Annotated in this window: 16 protein-coding genes; 10 read left to right on the plus strand and 6 right to left on the minus strand. The window is 60.3% G+C overall.

Translation table 11 applies throughout. From position 1 onward, the window contains the following. Nucleotides 1–25: 25 nt before the first annotated feature. Nucleotides 26–1,027: a CobW family GTP-binding protein gene (locus FEU76_RS04480; RefSeq protein WP_260851351.1), complete on the plus strand. Its 1,002-nt coding sequence runs from the start codon at nucleotides 26–28 to the stop codon at nucleotides 1,025–1,027. Here the strand turns inward: FEU76_RS04480 and FEU76_RS04485 are convergent. After that, entirely contained in the window at nucleotides 1,001–4,081 is a 3,081-nt protein-coding gene (locus tag FEU76_RS04485; RefSeq protein WP_144980727.1) for an EAL domain-containing protein, read from the minus strand. The two genes, FEU76_RS04480 and FEU76_RS04485, sit on opposite strands and share 27 nt — an antisense overlap. Before the next feature lie 194 nt (nucleotides 4,082–4,275). Between FEU76_RS04485 and FEU76_RS04490 the strand changes: the two genes are divergently transcribed. Next, nucleotides 4,276–5,181 (plus strand): LysR family transcriptional regulator, encoded by a 906-nt coding sequence (locus FEU76_RS04490; RefSeq protein WP_144980730.1) that lies wholly within the window; start codon nucleotides 4,276–4,278, stop codon nucleotides 5,179–5,181. 197 nt (nucleotides 5,182–5,378) lie between these two features. On the opposite strand, the gene FEU76_RS04500 is transcribed toward FEU76_RS04490, so the two are convergent. Then, a complete protein-coding gene (locus tag FEU76_RS04500) occupies nucleotides 5,379–6,896 on the minus strand; it encodes an NCS1 family nucleobase:cation symporter-1 (protein ID WP_144980737.1) in 1,518 nt (505 codons plus the stop codon). Nucleotides 6,897–7,508: 612 nt separating this feature from the next. Here FEU76_RS04500 and FEU76_RS04505 point away from each other — a divergent pair. From FEU76_RS04505 to FEU76_RS04525, 5 genes are all read left to right on the plus strand, one after another. Further along, nucleotides 7,509–8,375 (plus strand): nitrilase-related carbon-nitrogen hydrolase, encoded by an 867-nt coding sequence (locus tag FEU76_RS04505; protein WP_144980740.1) that lies wholly within the window; start codon nucleotides 7,509–7,511, stop codon nucleotides 8,373–8,375. Nucleotides 8,376–8,409: 34 nt separating this feature from the next. Next, nucleotides 8,410–9,849 carry a dihydropyrimidinase gene (hydA, locus tag FEU76_RS04510; RefSeq protein ID WP_144980743.1) on the plus strand — a complete coding sequence of 480 codons (1,440 nt, stop codon included), beginning with the start codon at nucleotides 8,410–8,412 and terminating at the stop codon, nucleotides 9,847–9,849. 70 nt (nucleotides 9,850–9,919) lie between these two features. Further along, nucleotides 9,920–11,299, plus strand: coding sequence for an NAD(P)-dependent oxidoreductase (locus tag FEU76_RS04515; protein WP_144980746.1), 1,380 nt, complete (start codon nucleotides 9,920–9,922; stop codon nucleotides 11,297–11,299). Then, nucleotides 11,296–12,639, plus strand: a complete 1,344-nt coding sequence (gene preA, locus FEU76_RS04520) for an NAD-dependent dihydropyrimidine dehydrogenase subunit PreA (RefSeq protein WP_096922015.1) — start codon at nucleotides 11,296–11,298, stop codon at nucleotides 12,637–12,639. Before FEU76_RS04515 ends, preA begins: the two co-directional genes overlap by 4 nt. A gap of 199 nt (nucleotides 12,640–12,838) precedes the next feature. Beyond that, the gene (locus FEU76_RS04525) at nucleotides 12,839–13,681 is read left to right on the plus strand and encodes an ABC transporter substrate-binding protein (protein WP_144980749.1); all 843 of its coding nucleotides are present in this window, start codon (nucleotides 12,839–12,841) and stop codon (nucleotides 13,679–13,681) included. Nucleotides 13,682–13,793: 112 nt separating this feature from the next. Here FEU76_RS04525 and FEU76_RS04530 read toward each other — a convergent pair whose 3' ends face one another. After that, nucleotides 13,794–15,482, minus strand: coding sequence for a methyl-accepting chemotaxis protein (locus tag FEU76_RS04530; RefSeq protein ID WP_144980752.1), 1,689 nt, complete (start codon nucleotides 15,480–15,482; stop codon nucleotides 13,794–13,796). A 476-nt stretch (nucleotides 15,483–15,958) separates the two neighbouring features. On the opposite strand from FEU76_RS04530, the gene FEU76_RS04535 reads away from it, so the two are divergent. The 3 genes from FEU76_RS04535 to FEU76_RS04545 are packed head-to-tail and all read left to right on the plus strand — an operon-like array spanning nucleotide 15,959 to nucleotide 19,006. Further along, entirely contained in the window at nucleotides 15,959–17,263 is a 1,305-nt protein-coding gene (locus tag FEU76_RS04535) for a CmpA/NrtA family ABC transporter substrate-binding protein (RefSeq protein ID WP_016915167.1), read from the plus strand. A gap of 23 nt (nucleotides 17,264–17,286) precedes the next feature. Then, nucleotides 17,287–18,138, plus strand: coding sequence for a nitrate ABC transporter permease (gene ntrB, locus FEU76_RS04540; protein ID WP_039175127.1), 852 nt, complete (start codon nucleotides 17,287–17,289; stop codon nucleotides 18,136–18,138). Between the two features lie 16 nt (nucleotides 18,139–18,154). Then, on the plus strand, nucleotides 18,155–19,006 hold the full coding sequence (locus FEU76_RS04545; protein ID WP_016915169.1) for an ABC transporter ATP-binding protein: 852 nt from the start codon (nucleotides 18,155–18,157) through the stop codon (nucleotides 19,004–19,006). Here the strand turns inward: FEU76_RS04545 and FEU76_RS04550 are convergent. Genes FEU76_RS04550 through FEU76_RS04560 form a run of 3 tightly spaced genes read right to left on the minus strand, consistent with a single transcriptional unit; the run spans nucleotide 19,003 to nucleotide 22,268 of the window. Next, entirely contained in the window at nucleotides 19,003–19,926 is a 924-nt protein-coding gene (locus FEU76_RS04550) for an amino acid ABC transporter substrate-binding protein (protein WP_229800798.1), read from the minus strand. The genes FEU76_RS04545 and FEU76_RS04550 overlap by 4 nt on opposite strands. Nucleotides 19,927–19,936: 10 nt before the next feature. Next, a complete protein-coding gene (locus tag FEU76_RS04555) occupies nucleotides 19,937–20,836 on the minus strand; it encodes an amino acid ABC transporter substrate-binding protein (protein WP_260851352.1) in 900 nt (299 codons plus the stop codon). Beyond that, a complete protein-coding gene (locus FEU76_RS04560) occupies nucleotides 20,826–22,268 on the minus strand; it encodes a GGDEF domain-containing protein (RefSeq protein WP_144980755.1) in 1,443 nt (480 codons plus the stop codon). Before FEU76_RS04560 ends, FEU76_RS04555 begins: the two co-directional genes overlap by 11 nt. Between the last annotated feature and the right edge of the window lie 192 nt (nucleotides 22,269–22,460).

A 22,460-nucleotide genomic window follows, 5' to 3' on the forward strand; every position in this document is an offset into this window, starting at 1 on the left:
GTTGGCGCTTGAGGCACTCGTACCCGTGCATATCGTGACCGGCTTTTTGGGCAGCGGGAAAACCACGCTGATTCATCAGCTGATCGAGCAGAAACCCGCCCATGAAAAATGGGCCATTCTGGTCAACGAGTTCGGTCAGATCGGCATCGACCAGACGATGTTCGCTGCCCGTGATGACGTGGTGGTCAAGGGCCTGCCTGGCGGCTGCCTGTGCTGCCAGTTGGCATTCGTGCTGCAGGCGGCGCTGGTCAATCTGCTGGCACGCCAGAGACCCGACCGGGTGATCATCGAGCCCTCGGGGCTTGGGCACCCCGCCGGGCTGATGGATTTGCTGCAGGGTGAGGCTTTTCAGGACGTGGTGGCGGTGCAGGACATCATCGCCACCCTCGACCCGCGTCGGCTGGACGAAGCCCGCGTGCGAGCGCATGAGACTTTTCAAGACCAGTTGACCATGGCCGATGCCGTGGTCATCACTCTGGCCGACATGGCCAGCGACGAACAGCATGCACGGGCCGAGCAGTTCATCGGCACGCTCTGGCCGCCGCGCAAATGGGTGCATAGCACTCAGCAAGGCCCCTTGCCCATCGCCCGCCTGCTGAGCCCCTCGGCCCCTCGGTCTGCGGCGCCAGCCGCCATGCCTGCCGCGCACCAGGCACTGGTTGCTCAGGGGCCCAGCCTCGAAGGGGCGTTCTTCGACTTCCCACCGCCCCCAGGCAAAGCGCAGCAGCAGGCCGCCAGCGCCCTGGGCTACACCAGCACTGGGGTGCGCTGGCACCCCGCCGAACGTTTCGACCTGGACCGTTTGGCGCTATGGATGAGCGAGCTACCCGCCACCGCCAGGGTGAAGGGCGTCTTTCATACAGACGATGGCTGGAAGCAGCTCAACCGCGCCGAAGGCACCCAGAGCGTGGCCGCCAGTGCCTGGCGACAAGACTCCCGGCTGGAGGTGATTATCCCTGAGGGCACGCTGCCCCTGGCTGATAAGACGCTTCCTGATCAGCTACGCGCTTTGGGGGCCTGGCGGTAAGGGACGTTGCGCGCGTACGGCCTGCTCCATTTCCTCCACCGGCATGGGTCGCCCGAACAAGTACCCCTGAAACGCATGGCACCCGTGGGCCATGAGCCATGCCTGATGCGCCGGGGTTTCGACCCCCTCGGCGATGACATCCAGATTCAGGCTCTTGGCCAGGGCAATGGTACTTTCGACGATGGCGGCATTGGCACTGCTCTCGAGCACCTGCTGGACGAAGGACTGGTCGATCTTCAACTGATCCAGCGGGAGCTGTGCCAGATACGCCAGCGACGAGTAGCCGGTGCCGAAGTCGTCCAGCGAGAAGCGAACGCCGCGCGCCTTCAGGCTTAGCATCTTGTCACGGGCATCGTCTCGGGCGTCGACGAACAGCGTTTCGGTGACTTCCAGCTTCAACCGCTCGAGCGGGGCTCGGGTGCGCTGGAACACTTGCTCCACTCGATGTAGAAAATCGCTCTCGCGGAACTGCAGAGGGCTGATGTTGACTGAAATGGTCAGCTGCTCGAACCCCGGCTGGCGCTGCCACGCAGCCAACTGATGGCAGGCCGCCGCCAGCACCCACTCGCCTACGTCGTTGATCAAGCCGGTGCTTTCCAGTAGCGGAATGAACTCACCGGGCGACACCAGCCCGCGTTCAGGATGGTGCCAGCGTAACAGCGCTTCGACGCCCACGATGCGCCCCTGTCCATCCACCTGGGGCTGATAGTGCAACAGCCACTGCTGATGATCCAGCGCCAGACGCAGGTCAGACTCCAGTTTGACCCGTGCCAGCAGCGCGGCCTGCATGGAGGGGTCGAAAAAGCGTAACGTGCGTCGACCACTGGCCTTGGCCTGGGAAAGCGCCATGTCCGCCTGCTGCAGATAATCATCGGCACTGCGCTGGCTGTCGGCCATGACGGTGATGCCCACGCTGGCCGTGACCGACGCCTGCTCATCCCCCACCTGGATCGGGATATCCAGCGCTGCCATCAGCTTGTTGGCAATGTGCTCGGCCAGCGCCTGCGTTTTACGCGGGCTGCCGTCCACTCCCTCGACCAACACGGCAAACTCGTCGCCGCCCAGTCGCGCCAGAGTGTCCGTGTCGCGCAGCATCTGGCCAAAACGGCGTGCCACGTTCTGCAACAGCCGATCACCGATATGATGCCCCAGGGTATCGTTGACATGATTGAAGCTATCCAGGTCCAGCAGAATCAGCGCTCCGCAGCGCTGGTGGCGATTCAGCTCCTTGAGGGCCACGCCGATTCGGTCGATGAACAGGCGACGGTTGGCAAAGCCGGTCAGCGGATCGTAGAACGCCAGCTGATGAATTTCCTGCTCGGCCGCCTTGCGTTCGCTGATGTCACTCATGGTAGCCACATAGTGGGTCAAGCTGCCGTTGCGGTCATACACGGCACTGATGGTCAGCCACTCGGGAAACAGCTCGCCGTTCTTGCGCTGGTTCCAGATTTCTCCCTCCCAGCTTCCCGTGGAGAGTACGCTGCGCCATAAGCGTCGGTAGAAGGCGGCATTGTGGTGCCCAGAGCTGAACATGCGTGGGTTCCTGCCCACGACTTCCGCATCACTGTAGCCGGTGATGCGCTTGAAAGTGTCGTTCACTTTCAGGATCGTGCCCCGCGCATCGGTCACCATGATGCCCAAATGTGCCTGAAATGCAGCGGCAGCAATTTGCAGCTCCACTTCGGCGCGTTTTGCGTCAGTTACCTCACGGGTCACGGAAAGCACTCCTTCCAATTCGTCCGGTTGTTGGGTACTGCTCACCAGAGGGCTCAAGGTGGCATGAAAATCGCGCGACTGCTGGCCCAATGGCAGCGAATACTCGAACGTGGCCACCTGACGAGTGCGCTGCACCTGCTGGAACACATCATCAAAGGCCTGTGCCAACGGCATGGGCAGTACCTCGGCGTAGGATTTACCCAAGGCCTGGGCACTGTCCAGCAGCAGCTTATCGGCATCCAGGGCGTGGATATAGGTAAACCGCCCCTGGCCATCGAAGACGAAAATCATATCCTGGACGGAATGAATCAACGCATCCAGGCGAACCTGTCGAGCCTGAAGCTGATAGCCCAGCGCCAAGCGGTGCAGGTAATGCCGAGCCACCCACGCCCCCAACGCCCCCAGCAAAGCCATGACACCCGACAGCAACCAGGCACGCTGGCGCCAGCTGGCCAACAGGCGCTGAACATCGACCCCCACCACTACCATAACAGGGTAGTCGGCCACACGTTTGACGTGAAACAAGCGCTCTTTGTCATCCAGCGGTGACTGCATGGTGAAGACGTGCAGACGATCATCGCTGACCAGCCAGTCCCGATAGGCCGTTGCATCGATCTCACGCCCCAGCGCCACGCCTTGGGCAGGCTCCGGATGGCGCGCAATCAGTTTCAGGCTGGCATCGACCAGCGCAACACTCTCGCCCTCCTCGACCCCCATGTGGCTCAACGCAGCGCTGAACATCTCGGGCAACAGCCGAGCAACCACCACACCATTGAACGCCCCCTCGGCAGGGCCTAGCCGCCGCGCATGGTACAGATAGAAGCGCTGATCCAGGGCCGACCAATAAAGCGGCGTGACCACTTCGTCATACGCTGACTGGCTGAAACCTCGAAACAGTGCCGTCTGGCTCAGGTCCCTGCCCGCATGACGGTTGTCGCCACTGCTTACCCAGGCGCGCCCGTCTGTATTCAACACGCCAAGCTCATCGATCAACGGCAGATAGCGCGTCAGGTTCTCTAGCGCTACCTGAACCTGCACCTCACGGTCAGGCACGCCTGCCGTCTGACGTTCGAGCAGCTCTTCGAGCCCAAACAGCGCCTGCGCGCTCTGCCCCAGTACGCCATTCGCCCATTCAGCCACCACGCTGGCGCGGGCAGCAGCCCGCGCTTCTGCGGCCTGCAGCTCTTGCTCGTACTGCCCTTTCAACAGCCAGCCAAACAGTGCCAGCATCACGCACAGCGACACGATGTAAATGGCAATGACGCGATGGCGGTAACGACGATGGCGAGGCAGCGTATCAAGGTGTCGGGAGAGTCCATCACTCGGCGGGAGCGACATCATGCATACCTTAGTCAGGCATCCCGTGGGCGCACCTGATAGAGTGAAAAAAGACAGAGGAAGATACACCAGCCCGAGACATGGGTGGGACTGTTGAAGTGTGGCGCGATGTTTTTTTGATGTATATCAATTTTTGGCAAAAACCGTCATCAAAATCCTCATATCGGTATGACCGGCAGGGCAACGAGGCAGCCATGGCATCTCTGGGACAAATGAGCGATTACGAAATACGCCTGGTGCGTATCTTCAAGACCGTGGTGGAGTGCGGTGGCTTCACCGCAGCAGAAACGACGCTGGGCATCAGCCGCTCGGCCATCAGCCAGCACATGAGCGACCTGGAGAGCCGCCTGGGGTTTTCGCTTTGCCAGCGAGGTCGCGGTGGGTTCAGCCTGACCGAAGAAGGCAAGGAGATTTATCAGGCAGGCCTGACCCTGCTGTCCGCCCTCGAAACCTTCAAAAGCGATGTCAATGCACTGCATCACACCATCAAGGGCGAGCTGAATATCGGCATCACCGATAACCTGGTGACGCTACCCGCCATGAACGTTACCCACGCCCTGGCGGCGCTGACGGCACCCAACCATGCGGTGACCGTGAATATTCATATGGAACCCTCTGACGCGGTGATCCGGGGCGTCATGGATGGGCACCTGCACGTCGGGGTGGTGCCTGCCGTGAACCTGCCGACCAGCCTGGAGACGCGCTGGCTTTACGACGAGCCGTCATACCTGTACTGCTCGGCAGAGCACCCCTTGTTTCCACAGGCCGATGAGAGGCTCGAAGCAGGCGACATTGCCCAGTACCCCGCCATACAGCCCCGCTACCCGCTACCGGAAAAAGCCCGCCAGGCCCACGAAGCACTCAACCGTCGAGCCTCTGCGTCAGACCGGGAAGGCGGCGCCTTCCTGATCCTGACCGGGCGCTTCATTGGCTTTCTACCCGAACACGTGGCCGCCCAGTGGGTCAGCGCAGGCAAGATGCGCGCCCTGCTGCCCCAGCACTACGCGTATCGCATCCCGTTCGTGCTGATTACCCGCCACGACCGCCGCCCCAACCGCGTGGTGGATGCCTTCCTGGGGCTGGTGAAGGAAGCCAACTAGGCTTTGTACGAAAAGTCGGCGAGCGATGGCCAGACAAGGCAAAAATCGGCGAAAAGACGGAGTTTACAAGGTGTAAATGAGTACTTTGAGCCGATTTTTAACGCCGTATGGGCGAGCATAGGCAATTTTCGTACAAAGCCCAGCGGCGCAGCCCGCCAGGCTCTGCCCGACAGCTGGCTGCGCCATGCGCTACCGCATCAAGGCTGGCGAGCCGCCTCGCTGGCCATCAGCGGCACAGGGCCTGCCTGGGGAGACGACGCCAGGGTACGGCTGGCGACGTAGTACACCACCGCCCCCAGCGCCGAGCCCGTGAACCAGCCGTAGTCATAGAACCAGTTCATGGTACCGGTCAGCAGCGACAGCAGGGTCAGGCTCACCGGAATGCCGAAGGCAATGAATCCGGCGATATTGACCGCGGGGTAAGCCTGGTGGTCCATGTACAGGCTAGGCACATCCAGGCGCTGGCGTTTGATCAGGAAATAATCCACCGCCATGATGCCTGCAATCGGGCCCAGCAGGCTGGAGTAGCCCAGCAGCCAGTTGGAGTACATCTGCTCCAGTGAAACGCCCTGGCTCACCACCCCCGCCTTTTGCAGCAGGTCGTAGCCCATCAGCAGCACCCCCACGGCGCCGGTCATCAGCACGCCACGGGTTTGATTGATCAGCTTGGGGGCAATGTTCTGAAAGTCATTGGTGGGTGAGACGATATTGGAAGCGGTGTTGGTCGAGATGGTCGCCACGATGATCAGCAGCATGGCCATGATGACCCAGAAAGGGCTGTCGATATAGCCGATCAGGCGCACCGGGTCGGCCACGGTTTGGCCTACCAGCGTTTCCGAGGCGGCGGTCAATACCACGCCCAAGGCAGCAAAGAAGAACATGGTCAACGGCAAGCCCAGGATCTGCCCGACGATCTGGTCCTTCTGGCTCTTGGCGAAGCGGCTGAAATCAGGAATGTTCAGTGACAGCGTCGCCCAGAAGCCCACCATGGCCGTCAGGCCAGCAAAAAAATAGCCATATACCGAAGCCCCTTCCGGGCGCGACGGCGGCTGGGCCAGCAGTTCGGTCATCGACATGTGCGGCCACGCCCAAATCATCAGCCCGATCCCCACGGCCAACAGCAGCGGTGCCGCCAGGGTTTCCAGCCACTTGATCGACTCGGCCCCGCGAATCACCACGTACAGGTTCATGGCGCCAAACACGAAGAAACCAATCACCTCGCCGACGCCTCCCAGCGCCGCCCAGGCGGGAAACAGCGCCGACAGCAGCAGGTGAATGGCCAGCCCGCCAAACATGGTTTGAATGCCAAACCAGCCGCAGCCCACCAGCGCCCTGACCAGGCAGGGCACGTTGGAACCCAGGATGCCAAACGAAGAGCGCAGCACCACCGGAAAGGGAATGCCGAATTTGGTGCCGGGAAAAGCGTTCAGCGTCAGCGGAATCAGCACGATCACGTTGGCCAGCAGAATGGCCAGCAGCGCCTCGCCAACGCTCAGCCCAAAGTAGGCCGTGAGCACGCCGCCCAGGGTGTAGGTGGGCACGCAGATCGACATACCGACCCACAGCGCCGCAATGTTCCATTTGCTCCAGGTACGCTCTTTTGCTTCGGTAGGCGCAATATCGTCGTTGAAGCGTGGGCTTTCACGCACATCGTCTTCCACTGCCAGTTCGACCAACCCCTGCTGATCGATCATTCGAGATTTAGCTGCCGTCATCGTTGTCTCCTCAGCCTCGCCATTGCCTTTTTATCTTCAAAGGTTCAACAGGTTGCGCAGCAATAAGCGTGCCCAAAACCACGCGCTCACCGCTAACTCATTGAACACAAAGCTGACTAAGCAGACATATATAAAGACGAAGCCCTCTGTATCATTGTTGTTATAGTCACGGGTATTAAATCCTCCTAAACAGGGTAGCGACATATTCATAAAACGCACCACAAGAATGCAAAAAACCAATATAAAAACCAAAAAATAAAACACAAATCATTGATTTAAAAAAATAAAAATGAAACGCCATAATAGTGCAGCACCTCACCAAATTGATAAAAACGGACAATAAAAAACCTAAAAAACAGCAAAAACAGTCACTTGAAAGACAACCAGGATTTTCATAAAAACTTCTTGCAAAACGTCTTCAACCAGCGCTATGTTCAAAAAGCTGTCTATCTTGACAGCTTTGCTAACAATTATAAGTTTCGACCATGAGTCGATGTCATGACACGCCTAGCGATCTTTTCCGCCACTCATCGATACCGGCAGAAAAGCCACCCATAGCTGGCCTCCCATCCATTCGGAGGTCGGCGCGTTATGACAAAAGAGGGGTAGTCCATGCAGAAAATGAAGATTGGCCTGATCCAGATGGCCCTGAATACCAGCACCGATCAGGAACCCGGCGTCATTCGTGACGCGATGAACGAAGCGCACCTGCCCATGATTCAGCAAGCCGCCGAGCAAGGCGTGCAGGTGCTGTGCTTCCAGGAAGTGTTCAATCAGCCCTATTTTTGCCCCAGCCAGGACAGCAAATGGTACGCCGCCGCCGAGCGAGTGCCGGAGGGCCCCACCTGCCAGATGATGCAAAAGCTCGCGGCCGAGCACCGCATGGTGATCATCGTCCCTATCTATGAAGAGACCGAGACCGGCGTTTACTACAACACCGCCGCCGTGTTCGATGCCGACGGCAGCTACCTGGGCAAATACCACAAGACACACATTCCCCAGGTGGCTGGCTTTTGGGAGAAATTCTTCTTCAAACCAGGCAAATCCAACTGGCCGGTTTTCGATACCGCCTACGGCAAGATCGGCGTGTATATCTGCTACGACCGCCACTTCCCGGAAGGCTGGCGGGCATTGGCGCTCAACGGCGCCGACGTGATTTTCAACCCTTCGGCCACGGTGGCCGGTCTTTCCCAATACCTCTGGGAGCTTGAGCAACCCGCCTCTGCGGCTGCCAACGGCTGCTTCATCGCCGCTATCAACCGGGTTGGCACCGAGGCGCCCTGGAATATCGGCGACTTCTACGGCTCCAGCTACATCGTCAACCCACGCGGCAAGATCGAAGCCCAGGCCAGCGCCACGGAAGACGAGCTGCTGGTGCATGAGATCGACCTGGATATGGTGCGCGAGGTGCGCAACAACTGGCAGTTCTTCCGCGACCGACGCCCCGAGACCTACACCCGCCTCACCGACGGTGAATGATTCTGCTGGCTAAACACAACGACAGGAGCGAACCATGAGCTTATTGATCAAGGGCGGCACGGTGGTCACCCACGCCGATACTTACCGCGCCGATGTGCTGTGTGTCGATGGCAAAATCCACGCCATTGGCACCGACCTGGGCGTGCCGGAAGGCTGCGAGATCGTCGATGCCAGCAACCAATTGGTGATGCCTGGCGGCATCGACCCACACACCCACATGCAGATGCCCTTCATGGGCGCGGTGGCCAGCGAAGACTTCTACACCGGCACCGCCGCCGCCATGGCGGGCGGCACCACCACCATTATCGATTTCGTGATCCCCAGCCCCGGCCAATCGCTGCTGGAGGCCTTCGAGACCTGGCAGGGCTGGGCGGAAAAAGCCGCCACCGACTTCGCCTTCCACGTGGCGATCACCTGGTGGGATGAGAGCGTCAAAGAGGAAATGGGCACCCTGGTACGCGACCACGGGGTCAACAGCTTCAAGCACTTCATGGCCTACAAGGGCGCCATCATGGCCACCGATGACATTCTGGTGGAGAGCTTTTCCCGCTGCCTGGAGCTGGGCGCGGTGCCCACCGTGCATGCCGAAAACGGCGAACTGGTCTACCACATGCAGCAGAAGCTGCTGGCCCAGGGCATCACCGGGCCGGAAGCCCACCCGCTTTCCCGCCCACCGCAGGTGGAAGGCGAAGCCGCCAGCCGTGCCATTCGCATTGCTTCCACCCTGGGCGCTCCGGTCTACCTGGTGCACGTCTCCACCAAAGACGCGGTGGATGAAATCGCCTACGCCCGCCAACAGGGTTACCCGGTGTTTGGCGAGTGCCTGGCGGGCCACCTGGTAATCGATGACAGTGTTTACCAGCACCCCGACTGGGCCACTGCCGCCGCCCACGTGATGAGCCCGCCATTCCGGCCCAAAGGCCACCAGGAAGCGCTCTGGCACGGCCTGCAATCTGGCAATCTGCAAACCACCGCCACCGACCACTGCTGTTTCTGCGAAGAGCAGAAAGCCGCCGGTAAAGATGACTTCACCAAGATCCCCAACGGCACTGCGGGTGTGGAAGACCGCCTGGCCGTGCTGTGGGACGAAGGGGTCAATACCGGCAAGCTCTCGCCCCAGGAGTTCGTGGCGGTCACCTCCACCAACACCGCCAAGATCTTCAACCTCTACCCGCGCAAAGGGGCGATTCAGGTGGGTGCCGATGCCGACCTCGTGGTCTGGGACCCCAACGGCACCCGCACGATTTCCGCCAAGACCCATCATCAGAACGTCGATTTCAATATTTTCGAGGGCAAGACGGTGCGCGGCATTGCCCGCCACACCATCAGCCAGGGCAAATGGACCTGGCGGGATGGCGAGCTGCACGCCGAGCGCGGTGCGGGCCGTTACCTGAAGCGCCCCGCCTACCCCGGTGTGTTCGAACTGCTGGCCAAGCGTGCCGAGCTGAATGCCCCCGTGGCGGTCACTCGCTGAGCCTAGCCCCACAAAGAACAGACGCCCCACGAAGAACAGAACGATCCAGAAGGACCAGGGAGAAACGACCGTGACCCATTCACTTGATCATCTGCCCAGCGCAAAAGAGGTCGGCACCTACGACCCAGCGACGCTGGCAAGCAACTTCAGCGACCTGCATCCGCCGCTGACGCCGCGCCAGGCCATCATCGAAAGCCAGCGCTGCCTGTACTGCTATGACGCGCCCTGCGTCGAGGCCTGCCCGTCGGACATCGACATTCCCAGCTTCATCCGCCAAATCAGTGATAACAACATTAATGGCGCAGCAGAAACCATTCTGGAAGCCAATATCCTCGGCGGCAGCTGCGCACGGGTGTGCCCCACGGAAATCCTTTGCGAACGCAGCTGCGTGCGTAACCACGACGCCGAGTGCCAGCCGGTGCTGATCGGTTTGCTCCAGCGTCACGCTACCGATCACATGCAGTTCGACAGCCACCCCTTCAAGCGGGCCGCCAGCACTGGCCGCCATGTTGCCGTGGTAGGTGCCGGGCCTGCGGGCCTCTCCTGCGCTCATCGCTTGGCCATGCTGGGCCATCAGGTCACCATCTTCGAGGCCGAGCAAAAGCCTGGCGGGCTCAACGAGTACGGCATTGCCCGCTACAAGATGACCGACGATTTTGCCCGCAAGGAAGTCGAGTTCCTGCTGGACATTGGCGGCATCGACCTCCAATACGGCCAACGCCTGGGCGACAACCTCACTCTCGACACCCTGCGCCAGCAGTACGACAGCGTGTTTCTGGGTTTGGGGCTGGGAGCCAGCCGCACGCTAGGGCTGACCGGCGAAGATGCACCGGGCCTGATGCCCGCAGTGGACTACATCAATACCCTGCGCCAAGCCGATGACCTGGGCAGCCTGGCCGTGGCCAAGCGCTGCATCGTGATTGGCGCAGGCAATACCGCCATCGACATGGCCACGCAAATGGCGCGTTTGGGGGCCAAAGAGGTCACTCTGGTGTATCGCCGTGGCACTGAGGCGATGTCCGCCACCGACCACGAACAGGAGATTGCCAAGGCCAACGGCGTGCGCATGGTGACCTGGGCCCAGCCGGACGAGATTCTGCTGGACGCCCAAGGACGAGTGGCAGGCATGCGTTTTGCCCACACCGCAGAGCAGCAAGGCAGCCTCTCCACCACGGGTGAGACCTTCGAGATCGCGGCGGATGCCATTTTCACCGCCATCGGCCAGGGCTTCGAGGGCGACAGCCTACGCGATGCCACCGCCTCCGAACTGGCCCGGGATGGGGAGCGCATCCACGTCAATGAGCTGTTCCAGACCTCATTGCCCAACGTTTATGCCGGCGGCGACTGCGTCAAACCCGGCCAGGACCTCACCGTGCAGGCCGTGCAGCACGGCAAGCTGGCCGCCCACGCCATCCATCAAGCGCTCGCCGCCCAGCAGGAGGCCGCATGAACACCACACCTTTCAACACCCTCTCTTTTCCAGGCAAGAAACACAGCGGCGACAGCGTGGTGAACGGCGTCGATCTATCGGTGAACTTTGCCGGCATCAAAGCCCCCAACCCCTTCTGGCTGGCCTCGGCCCCGCCCACCGACAAAGCCTACAACGTGGTGCGCGCCTATGAGGCGGGCTGGGGCGGCGTGGTATGGAAAACCCTTGGCGAAGAGCCGCCAGCCGTGAACGTCTCCTCCCGCTACTCGGCCCACTACGGCAAAAACCGCGAGGTGATCGGTTTCAACAATATCGAGCTGATTACCGACCGTTCACTGGAGATCAACCTTCAAGAGATCACCCAGGTGAAGAAGGATTGGCCGGACCGGGCGCTGATCGTCTCCATCATGGTGCCCTGCAACGAGGAGGCCTGGGCGTATATCCTGCCGCGGGTGGAAGCCACCGGCGCAGACGGCATCGAGCTCAACCTGGGCTGCCCCCACGGCATGCCGGAACGCGGCATGGGCGCGGCGGTGGGCCAAAACCCGGATTTGATCGAAAAAGTCACCTACTGGTGTAAAAAGCACTACTCCAAGCCGGTCATCGTCAAGCTCACCCCCAACATCACCGATATTCGCGTGGGCGCCCAGGCGGCACTGCGAGGCGGCGCGGATGCAGTCTCGTTGATCAACACCATCAACTCCATTACCAGCATCGACCTGGACAACATGGTCGCCAAACCCACCGTGGGCCATCAGAGCACCCACGGCGGCTACTGCGGCAGCGCGGTGAAACCCATCGCCCTGAACATGGTGGCGGAAATTGCCCGTGACCCAGCCACGCCCACGCTGCCCATTTCCGGTATTGGCGGGATTTCCACCTGGCGGGATGCGGCGGAATTCATCGCCCTGGGCGCGGGCAGCGTGCAGGTCTGCACCGCTGCCATGCTCAACGGTTTTCGTATTGTTGAAGAGATGAAAGATGGCCTCTCCCGCTGGATGGCGGAAAAAGGCCACGACTCCATCGAAGCGTTTTCCCGCAAGGCGGTGCCACAAACCACCGACTGGAAGCACCTGGACATCAACTTCAAGACCATCGCCCATATCGACCAGGATCTGTGCATCGAGTGTGGCCGCTGCTATATCGCCTGCGAGGACACCTCTCACCAGTCGATTGCCAAGCTCACCGAGCAGGACGGCGCGCGCCGCTACGAGGTCATCGAAGACGAGTGCGTGGGCTGCAACCTGTGCCAGATCACCTGCCCGGTGGAAAACTGCATCACCATGGTGCCTCAGGAAACCGGCAAGCCCTTCCTCGCCTGGGATGACGACCCGCGCAACCCCTTCCGCGTCGCCTCTTAGTCGCCTGGTTGCTTGATCACTATGCGCCACCACGACCGCCTCTACGGAGGCGGTCGCATTTTCTGCAACGTGCCGTTCCCTTTTCAACACGCTACAACGCCGCTGCTTGCTGCGATGATGAGAAATTATTGCATATAGCTATATTTCTCAAAGAACAGCTGTGTTTCTCAAAGCTGTGTTCCTCAAAAAAGGGCCTCTCATGAAAGTCACCGCCATCACCACTGCACTACTGCTGACCAGCGCCGCCGCGAGCGCCGACCAGCGCATTGCCACGTTTGATCTAGGCAGCCTGGATACGCTGGACGCCCTGGGGGTGAGTGAGCAGGTGGTGGGCGTGCCCAAAGCCAACTTGCCGAACTACCTTGAGCAGTATGCCGCCGACCGCTACACCGACATTGGGGGCCTGCGCTCCCCCGACATGGAGGCACTGGCAGAGGCCAACCCAACGCTGATCGTACACACCGGCCGCCAGGCAGAGTGGGCCGACGCGCTGGGCGAGATCGCCCCGCTGTTCGATGCCAGCGTGACCGGTGAGGCGTATCTTGACTCCGTCGAGCGCAACGTGCGTGAACTGGCCAGCCAGCTGGATGTGGAAAACGCGGCCGAAGAGGCCCTGCAGATGCTGAATAGCGAAATCGAGCGCCAGCGGGAAGCCCTGCAGGATGCCCCGACGACGCTGGTGGTCACCCATAATGGTGGCAACCTGATGCTCAATCAGCACCCGGTGGTTCATGAAGTATTGGGCATTGCTGCCCTGGAGATGCCCGAGAGCGTGACCCCCGAAGTACGCGGCGAACGCACCTTTACGCCGCTTTCCGCTGACGCCATTGCCGAGATCGACCCTGAGATCGTGCTGGTGATCGACCGCAGTGCGGCCATTGGCGACGAGCCCGCAGACGCCGAGCAGCTTCGCCAGCAGTGGGCAGAAGCGGGCACGGACGCCCAGCTGGTGATGCTCACCCCTGCGCTTTGGTACCTCTCTGGCGGCGGCCTGCAGAGCCTGACCTTGCAAATCGAGGAAGTGGCCAGCGCGCTCAACTAGGCGCTGTCTGAAAAGTCGGCTTGCTGCTTGACCATACAGGCGCAAAACACAGAGCCCCGCCACCGGTTTACGGTGGCGGGGCTCTGTGGCTCATAGAGATAACCTCAGCTTATCAAAACGCTTCCCACTCCTGCTCGGCACTGGCGGCCGCTTTGGACTTTGGCTTACTCGTAAGCTGGGGGCGCAGCAGCTCGCCGCGGGGCGGCGGGGTAGCCAGCGCGGGCTGACGACTTTCAGCCCCCTGCTCCAGGCGGAATGCCGCCACCACGCCCTCCAACCGCTCGGCCTGCTCCTCCAGAGAGCTGGCCGCCGCAGACGCCTCTTGCACCAGCGCCGCGTTCTGTTGGGTGACCTCATCCATCTGAGCGACGGCCTGATTGACCTGCTCGATGCCCGCGCTCTGCTCCTGGGAGGCTGCCGATATTTCATCCATGATGTCGGTGACCCGGCGTACCGATCCGACGACTTCCCGCATGGTGGCACCGGCTTTTTCTACCAGTTGAGAGCCTTCATTGACCTGCGCCGTGGAAGCATCGATCAATCGCTTGATCTCCTTGGCCGCCTCGGCACTGCGGCTGGCCAGGTTGCGTACTTCGCTGGCGACAACCGCGAAACCGCGTCCCTGCTCGCCTGCCCGGGCAGCCTCGACCGAGGCATTGAGCGCCAGAATATTGGTCTGGAAGGCAATCGAGTCGATCACGTTGATGATATCGGCCACCTGCTGGGAGCTCGAGGAAATCCCGTGCATGGTCGAGATGACCTGCTCGACCACGTCGCCGCCCTCTACCGCCTTACCCGAAGCATCGTTGGCCAGCGTGCTGGCCTGACGTGCGTTATCGGCGTTCTGCTTCACGGTTTGGGTCAACTGCTCCATGCTGGCGGCGGTTTCCTGCAGGGAGGCTGCCTGCTGCTCGGTGCGCGACGATAAATCCGCGTTGCCCCCGGCAATTTCTCGTGCGCCGATGTAGATCGAGCCGCTGCTGTCGCGCACGGTCGCTACCGTGGCCGCCAGGCCACTCTGCATGCGCTGCATGGCGCTGAACAGCTTGCCAATTTCATTGCTTCCGCGCAGGTCCACGCGGGATGACAGATCGTTTTCGGCAATGCGCTCGAAATGCACCACGGCTTCATCCAGGGGCTTGACGATGGACCTCACCATCGCCATGCGCACCAGCACAATAATGAACAGCGCAGCCACGATCACGGCAATATCGATGTAACCAAATACTTGCATATCGCGATCGTAGCGGTCGACCAACTGATCCGCATACTCGGCCAGATAGCCGTTAAAGGCCATGCTAGTCGTAACAAACGATTGATTAAGTGGAATAATGGCTAAACGCACCGCGTTTAACTGAGCACTATCACCCGACTTTACCGCCGCCTCCATGGGAATCAAGCCTTCCTGCATCACCGCATAAAAGGCGGTAATCACGGCCTCGGCCAACTCGTTGTTCATACCACGTGGGTCGGAGGCTTCAAATTCGGAGAAGTAACTCTGAGCAGATTGCTGAAACGTTTCAGCCTCGGCCAGATAGGTTTGCGCCTGCTGATGCTGACCATCTTCCGAAGCCACGACACTGTTCAAATACGCCAACTGGGCAAAACCTACTGAGCGCTGAGTACGCGCCAGGGGCAACATCTGATGCATCGACAGCTCGTCCATGGCTTCTAATGAGTTCCCGCCTTTCGTCCCCGCCCAATGACCAAGAGCAGCAATAGTCATGATCAACAAAGCAAAAATGACCAACGTGAACGTCAGACTTGTTTTTATCGAGATATTTGCCAGTAATCGCTTCATGCCACCCCCTGCCGACAAAGCGTCGTTTGCCAGTCAATTAGAGAAACGTCTTTTCTTTAATATAGTGCTCGCTACGCAAGCCTCAATGTGTGGCTGGCATTCTATGGAAGGTAACCGATGAGACAATAGAGTTCACATTATTTGACGTTATTGATAACTTGCTAACAATCTTGCTTCTTTTTCGTGCAACTTCGCCAAAACTGCACCATTTCTACGCTGCACCGCACCATCCCTGCCTCCTTCGATAACCAGACAGCTCTTCGACTATTATGACTAACCTTTTGAAAAGCTGATGTTTCGCAAAAACGACTCCGCCATTTGGCATGTTAGCTGCACAAGACAAGGGGATAGCAAACTGGGTCAACGTGGGCCCGGCGATAAAAAAAGATGATCAACAGACAACGGCGTCTGCAACAGCTCCTCAACGGGGCTGATTGCAGGCGCCGTTTTTGTCTCCAAAGGGCAGGAACCGTGTCATGCGCAAAAAAATCTCTTCGTCCCACTCACCGGAACGTCGCCACTTTCTCAAAAGCTCCGCTGCCGTGGTGGGAGGCTCTGCCGTGCTCAGCAGCCTGCCCATGAGCTGGGCTTTTGCCAACGGCGCTTTGGAAACCACGTCGGCCAAACTCGGCTTCATTGCGCTGACGGATGCAGCGCCGCTGTTCGTGGCCGATGAAAAAGGATTTTTTGCCAAGCACGGCATGACCGATGTGGAGGTCCTCAAGCAGTCTTCCTGGGGTACCACCCGAGACAACCTGGTGCTGGGTTCACAGCGTAACGGGATCGATGGCGCACACATCCTGACGCCCATGCCTTACCTGATCGCCAGCGGTGCCATGACCCCCAACAACATTCCCGTGCCGATGAGCATTCTGGCGCGCCTCAATCTCAACGGGCAGTGCATCTCGGTGGGCGATGAGTACGCCGACCTCAAGGTCGCGTTGGATACCCGTGAGTTTGCCCAGGCCCTGGCGGAAAAGCGCAGTGGAGGCAGCGAAGTCAGCGCTGCCATGACCTTCCCCGGCGGCACCCACGACATGTGGATTCGCTACTGGATGGCCGCCGGGGGCATCGACCCCAACCGCGACATCTCCACCATTACCATCCCGCCGGCCCAGATGGTGGCCAACATGCGGGTGGGCAGTATGGACACCTTCTGCGTGTGCGAGCCCTGGAACCAGCAGTTGATCAACCAGGGCATCGGCTACACCGCCAATACCACCGGCGAGCTGTGGAACGATCACCCGGAAAAAGCCTTCGCCATGCGCAGCGACTACGTCGAAGCCCACCCCAACGCCACCAAAGCGCTGCTAATGGCCATCATGGAAGCGCAAATGTGGTGCGAAGACCCGGCCAACCACGAGGAGATGGCCCAGATCTGCTCACGCCGCCGCTGGATTCATGCGCCTTATGCCGACCTCATCGACCGTATTCAGGGCAACTTCGATTACGGCACCGGGCGCGTCGTGGAAAACCATCCGCACATGATGCGCTACTGGGACAAGCACGCCTCCTACCCCTTCAAGAGCCACGACCTGTGGTTCCTGACCGAGAACAAGCGCTGGGGCTACTTGCCGCAGGACTTCGACAGCGCGGCCTTGATCGAGCAGGTCAACCGCGAAGACCTGTGGCGAGAAGCCGCTCACGCCCTCGGCGTGGCCTCGGCAGACATTCCGGACTCCACCTCTCGCGGCGTCGAAACGCTGTTCGACGGCAAGGTCTTCGATCCGGAAAACCCGCAAGCCTACCTCGATAGCCTGGAGATCAAGGCGCTGGCCTGAGCCAGGCAGCCTGGGAGAGCCTCATGACGACTTCATCAAGAGCCAATACGCTGTCTACCCCCATGCCAGGCGTGCACCCTGTACTGCTACGCCTGCGCGATACCCTGGTCAAGAACGTGCTGCCGCCGGTGGTCGTGCTGGCCATTCTGATCGGCCTGTGGGAAGCGCTGTGCTCCCATCCTGGCGCGGCGCTGCCGCCGCCCTCGCAGGTGCTCAACGATACCTGGGAGCTGATCATTCATCCCTTCTACGACTACGGCGGCAACGACAAGGGCATGGGCTGGCAGATTCTGGCCAGCCTGGAACGCGTGGCCTATGGCTACCTGCTGGCGGTGGTGGTAGGTATCAGCCTGGGCGTGCTGGTGGGCCAATCGACCTGGGCCCTGCGTGGCCTCGACCCCGTGTTTCAGGTGCTGCGCACCGTGCCTCCGCTGGCCTGGCTGCCGATTTCACTGGCCGGGTTTCAGGACAGCACCCCTTCGGCCATCTTCGTGATCTTCATCACCGCCATCTGGCCCATCATCATCAACACCTCAGTGGGGGTGCGTAATATCCCCGAGGATTACCGCAACGTGGCCCGCGTGATTCGCCTCAACGGCATGGAGTATTTCACCCGCATCATGCTGCCCGCCGCCGCACCCTATATTTTCTCGGGCCTGCGCATTGGGGTAGGGCTTTCCTGGCTGGCCATCGTGGCCGCCGAGATGCTGATTGGCGGCGTGGGCATCGGCTTTTTCATCTGGGACGCCTGGAATGCCTCCATGCTCAGCGACATCGTGCTGGCACTCATCTATGTGGGCATCGTGGGCTTCATTCTTGACCGCATCGTGGCCTTCATCGGCCAGTGCGTGACCCGTGGCACCACCCAAAGCTAACCCAGGAGATTGGATCATGGCTTCACACTATTTAAGCGTCGAGCAGGTGGACATGACCTTTGCCACCAAAGGTGCCACTACCAACGTGCTCAAGGAGATCGACCTGGGCGTCGCCAAGGGTGAGTACATCTCGATCATTGGCCATTCGGGCTGCGGCAAGTCGACCCTGCTCAACATCATCGCCGGGCTCACCTCCTCGACCTCTGGCGCGGTCATCCTGGATGGCAAGGAGGTCAATGCGCCAGGCCCCGACCGCAGCGTGGTCTTCCAAAACCACTCGTTACTGCCCTGGCTCACGGTGTACGAAAACGTGGCGCTGGCAGTGAACAAGACCTTTGCCCGCCGCAAGACCAAGGCCGAACGCCACGCCTGGATCCTCAAGAATCTGGACATGGTCGGTATGTCCCATGCCCTCGACAAACGCCCTTCAGAGATTTCCGGCGGCATGAAGCAGCGGGTAGGGATCGCCCGCGCTCTGGCCATGGAGCCCAAGGTACTGCTGCTGGATGAGCCGTTTGGCGCCCTGGATGCGCTGACACGCGCCCACCTGCAAGAAGAGGTGATGCGCATTCAGGACGAGCTGGGGAATACCGTCATCATGATCACCCACGATGTGGATGAGGCCGTGCTGCTGTCTGATCGTATCGTGATGCTGACCAACGGCCCCTCGGCGCGCATTGGCGAAATTCTCGACATCGACCTGCCGCGCCCCCGCAACCGTATCACGCTGGCCGACGACCCCCGCTACAACCGCTACCGCCAGGAAGTGCTGCGCTTCCTGTACGAAAAGCAGCGCAAGGTAGAGCACCTGGCCGAACGACGCGAGAAAGCCCCCAGTACTGCCACGGCTAAAAAAGCCCGCGCCTAGTCCTGTAAAACAGCCTGAGGGGTGATCTGAGGGGAGGCCTGGGGATTGGCAAAGTGGTTTTTCAGCGTTTCGCTCAGCGGCACGTTCAGAGTAAGTTCCTTGCCGGGCAACGGCTGCAGGAACCACCGCTCGTAAAGCGCCAGCATCTCATCGCTTTGATAGATCTGGCGCAGCGCCTGGTTCACCTGCTCGACAAAAGCGTCATCGCCTCGGCGCATCAGCAGCCCCAGCGGCTCCTCCGCCGTTATCGCCTCTTCCGACAGGCGATAGGCCGCGGGGTTGCCGGTTTCTGCCATCATCGTGCTAAGCAGAATGTCATCCATGGCAAACGCCGCCACCCGCTCATGGGTGACCAGGTCAAAAGCCTCCTGAAGCGTTTCCACCGGCACTACCGACAGGTTCAAACGCTGCTCGCGGTTGGCCAGATTGATCTGCCCCACGTTCACCGTTCCCCGCGCCACACTGACGCTGCGCCCCGCCAGATCCTGCAGCGTGGCAAACCCATGTTTGGCCAGCGCAACATAGCGCACGGAGACGAAAAAGTGGCTCAGCGAAAAATCCGCACTACGGCGGCGCTCTGCCGTATTCGTACTGGCATTGCATTCGATATCGATCACACCACTGTTCAATAATTGAACTCGGTTACCCGGGGTACGGAAGACGTATTCGATCTCCAGGTGGGGAAGTGCCAGTTGCTGCTGTAAATGCTCGGCCACCCGCTGACACAGCTCGATGGAATACCCCACCACGCGGCCCTGATCATCCGCATAGGAAAAAGGCGCCGTATCGCCATAGCCAACTCGCAGCGTGCCGGTTTCCCGGAGGCGTTCCAAGGTGTCGATCTCGGCAGCGAACGCCAACGCACTGGCGCCCAAGGAGGCCATCAACCCCACCCACCAGCGCCTGTATCTTCGTGACATGACTCACTCCTTACTCAGCGAATGCTTCCGGGTGTGTCAGAACGGCCTCCAGCTGAGGGCTCATGGGCAGCCCCACCACCTGCTGGTCGGGCGGAATGGGAGACAAGAACCACTTCTCATAAAGCGCCAGCATGTCGCCACTCTGATAGAGCGCGCGTAACGCTTCATTGACCCAGGCTAAAAACTCGGGGTCGTCACGGCGCAACATCAGGCCATACGGTTCGGGGTCACTCAGCGCTTCCGACGAGATATGAAAGCGCTCGGGAGAGGCATCGGACGCCACCAGGCCCGCCAGCAAGATATCGTCCATCACGAACGCAGACGCCTGCTCGGCAGCTACCATGGTGAACGCTTCGTCGTGGGAGCGACTCAGCATGACCGAGATATTGAGGCCTTGCTCCCGGTTCATGGCATTGAGCTGCTCGATATTGAGCGTCCCTGTGGTCGATACGACGCTGCGTCCTGTCAGGTCTTCGATGCGATCCAGCGCATTCTTCGTCAGCGACACATAGCGGGTAGTACTGAAGTAATGGGGGTAGGAAAATGCTGCCTGCCGACGCCGCTCTGCGGTATTGGTCGTCACCCCACACTCAAGGTCGATATCGCCCTTGCTCAGCAGGATGAAGCGGTTGGCGGGCGTCACCGGCACGAAGGTAACTGCCAGCGCAGGCCCACCCAGCCGAGCGCTGATGCTGTCGACCACTGCTTGGCAAATATCGATGGAGTAGCCGATGGGCCGCCCTTCCACCACGTAGGAGAACGGCTCCTCGTGTTCTCGGTGCCCAATCAGAATGGTGTGATCCTGCTGAATGCGCGCAAGCGTCGAGCCTGTCTGGGCGCTGGCCATGCCCATGGCCAGCAGCAGCAAGCCCATCAACGCGATATACCGCCCGATCACGCTACACATCATGGCTGGTTCCCATGGTCATGCCGCTACTGAACACCTGATAACGCCCTCGCCCCATGGCCTTGGCAGCGTAAAGCGCCACATCGGCACTGCGCAACAGCGTATGGCTGCTTTCGCCATCCCGTGGGGCCAGGGCAATCCCGATGCTGACCCCGATCTGGACGCGCTCTCCCTGCAGGTCAAAGGGTTCGCGCAGCGCAGCGACCAGCCGCCCTGCCCGTACACTGGCTTCGTCCAGCGCATGGTGGTGAACAGGCTGGAGAATCGCGAACTCATCGCCCCCCAGGCGCGCCACCATCTCACGCTCGGCCAACAGCCGCTGTACCCGTCGGCTGGCCTGGATCAGCAGTTCATCCCCGGCGGCATGCCCTAACGTATCGTTGACGGCCTTGAAGCGATCCAGGTCAAAAATCATCACATTGAAGCGCTCGCCTCCCGACAGCTGCGCGACGGCGACCTGCAAGGCCTCGTTGAACTGAACACGGTTAGGCAGCTTGGTCAGCGCATCGTGGTGCGCCAGGTGCTGGAACTTGAGCGCCTCCTCCTTGACCTCCAGCAGCAGCTCGCGCTCGACGACTTTTTTGCGTAACGCTTCAATGGCCTGGGCCATACAGCCAATCTCATCCTGGCGCTGTGTGTAGGGCGTTGTCTGCTCGGTTCGATTATGAGAAATATGCGTCAACGCCTTGATCAGACGCGGCACGGGCTTGAACAGCTGATGCATCAGCAGGCTCAGCAGCAAGGGCGTGGCCAACAGCACGATGCCCAGTGAGGCGACGACTTTCAGCAGTAGCTCGCGGTGCACCTGATACAGCGTCGCCTTGGTGCCAATGGTGGCAACCGACACCCCCCATAACTCCCCCTGAGGAGACACAATGGGCAATGCGCTGATGAAGTGCTCCTGCTCGCCAAGCCGGGCAAAGCCCACGTACAGCTCACTGCCAGAAGCAGCCAGCGACAGCTCTGGGACGTGGGGGAGTTCGAGCGTGGTCTCTTCACCGTGGTGGGCATCGGCGACCATGGCGAAGCCGCCATCTGGCAAACGTGAAAACAGCCAGACGTTGTGGCGCGTTTGCGCACTCGCCAGCGCCAACACATCCACAGGGCTGAACCCCGTACTGAGCACCGAGTCTTCATCCCCAATGGGCTGTTCGGACACCAGGTGCGTCACTTGGCCTGAGAGGTCCGTGCGTACCGCGACATTCGTGTAGATACGCCGAATCGTGGCGCTCACGATCTGGGCATTCACCAGCGCTTCCCGGGCCCACTGTTCGCGTGCACTGCGCTCCACGATGGCAAAGCCCAGCAAGGCCCCCATGGAGTAGGCAAAGACTACCCCCAGCACCATGAATACCGCCACTTTACCGACCAGCGTCCGGTACCAGGGCAACCGGACGGCTGGCGACGGTGGCTCTTCCGAGCTTGATGGTTTCATATTGGCCGACTCCCCCTCAGCCACGTCTTGCCACATCGCCCATTGCTGATCATCGATCCTGTCAATGGCACGTTAGCGCCACGCCATTCAGAGCGCTCGTTACCTTGTGGTGCGCGTGCGCGCTCGTTATTCCTGTCTTCTTTTCGCAAACTACCATTAAAGACGCGCACGAGTAGCTAAAAATTTAAACGT

It is taken from the genome of Halomonas sp. C22, from assembly GCF_007655045.1.
Lineage (GTDB): Bacteria > Pseudomonadota > Gammaproteobacteria > Pseudomonadales > Halomonadaceae > Vreelandella > Vreelandella hamiltonii.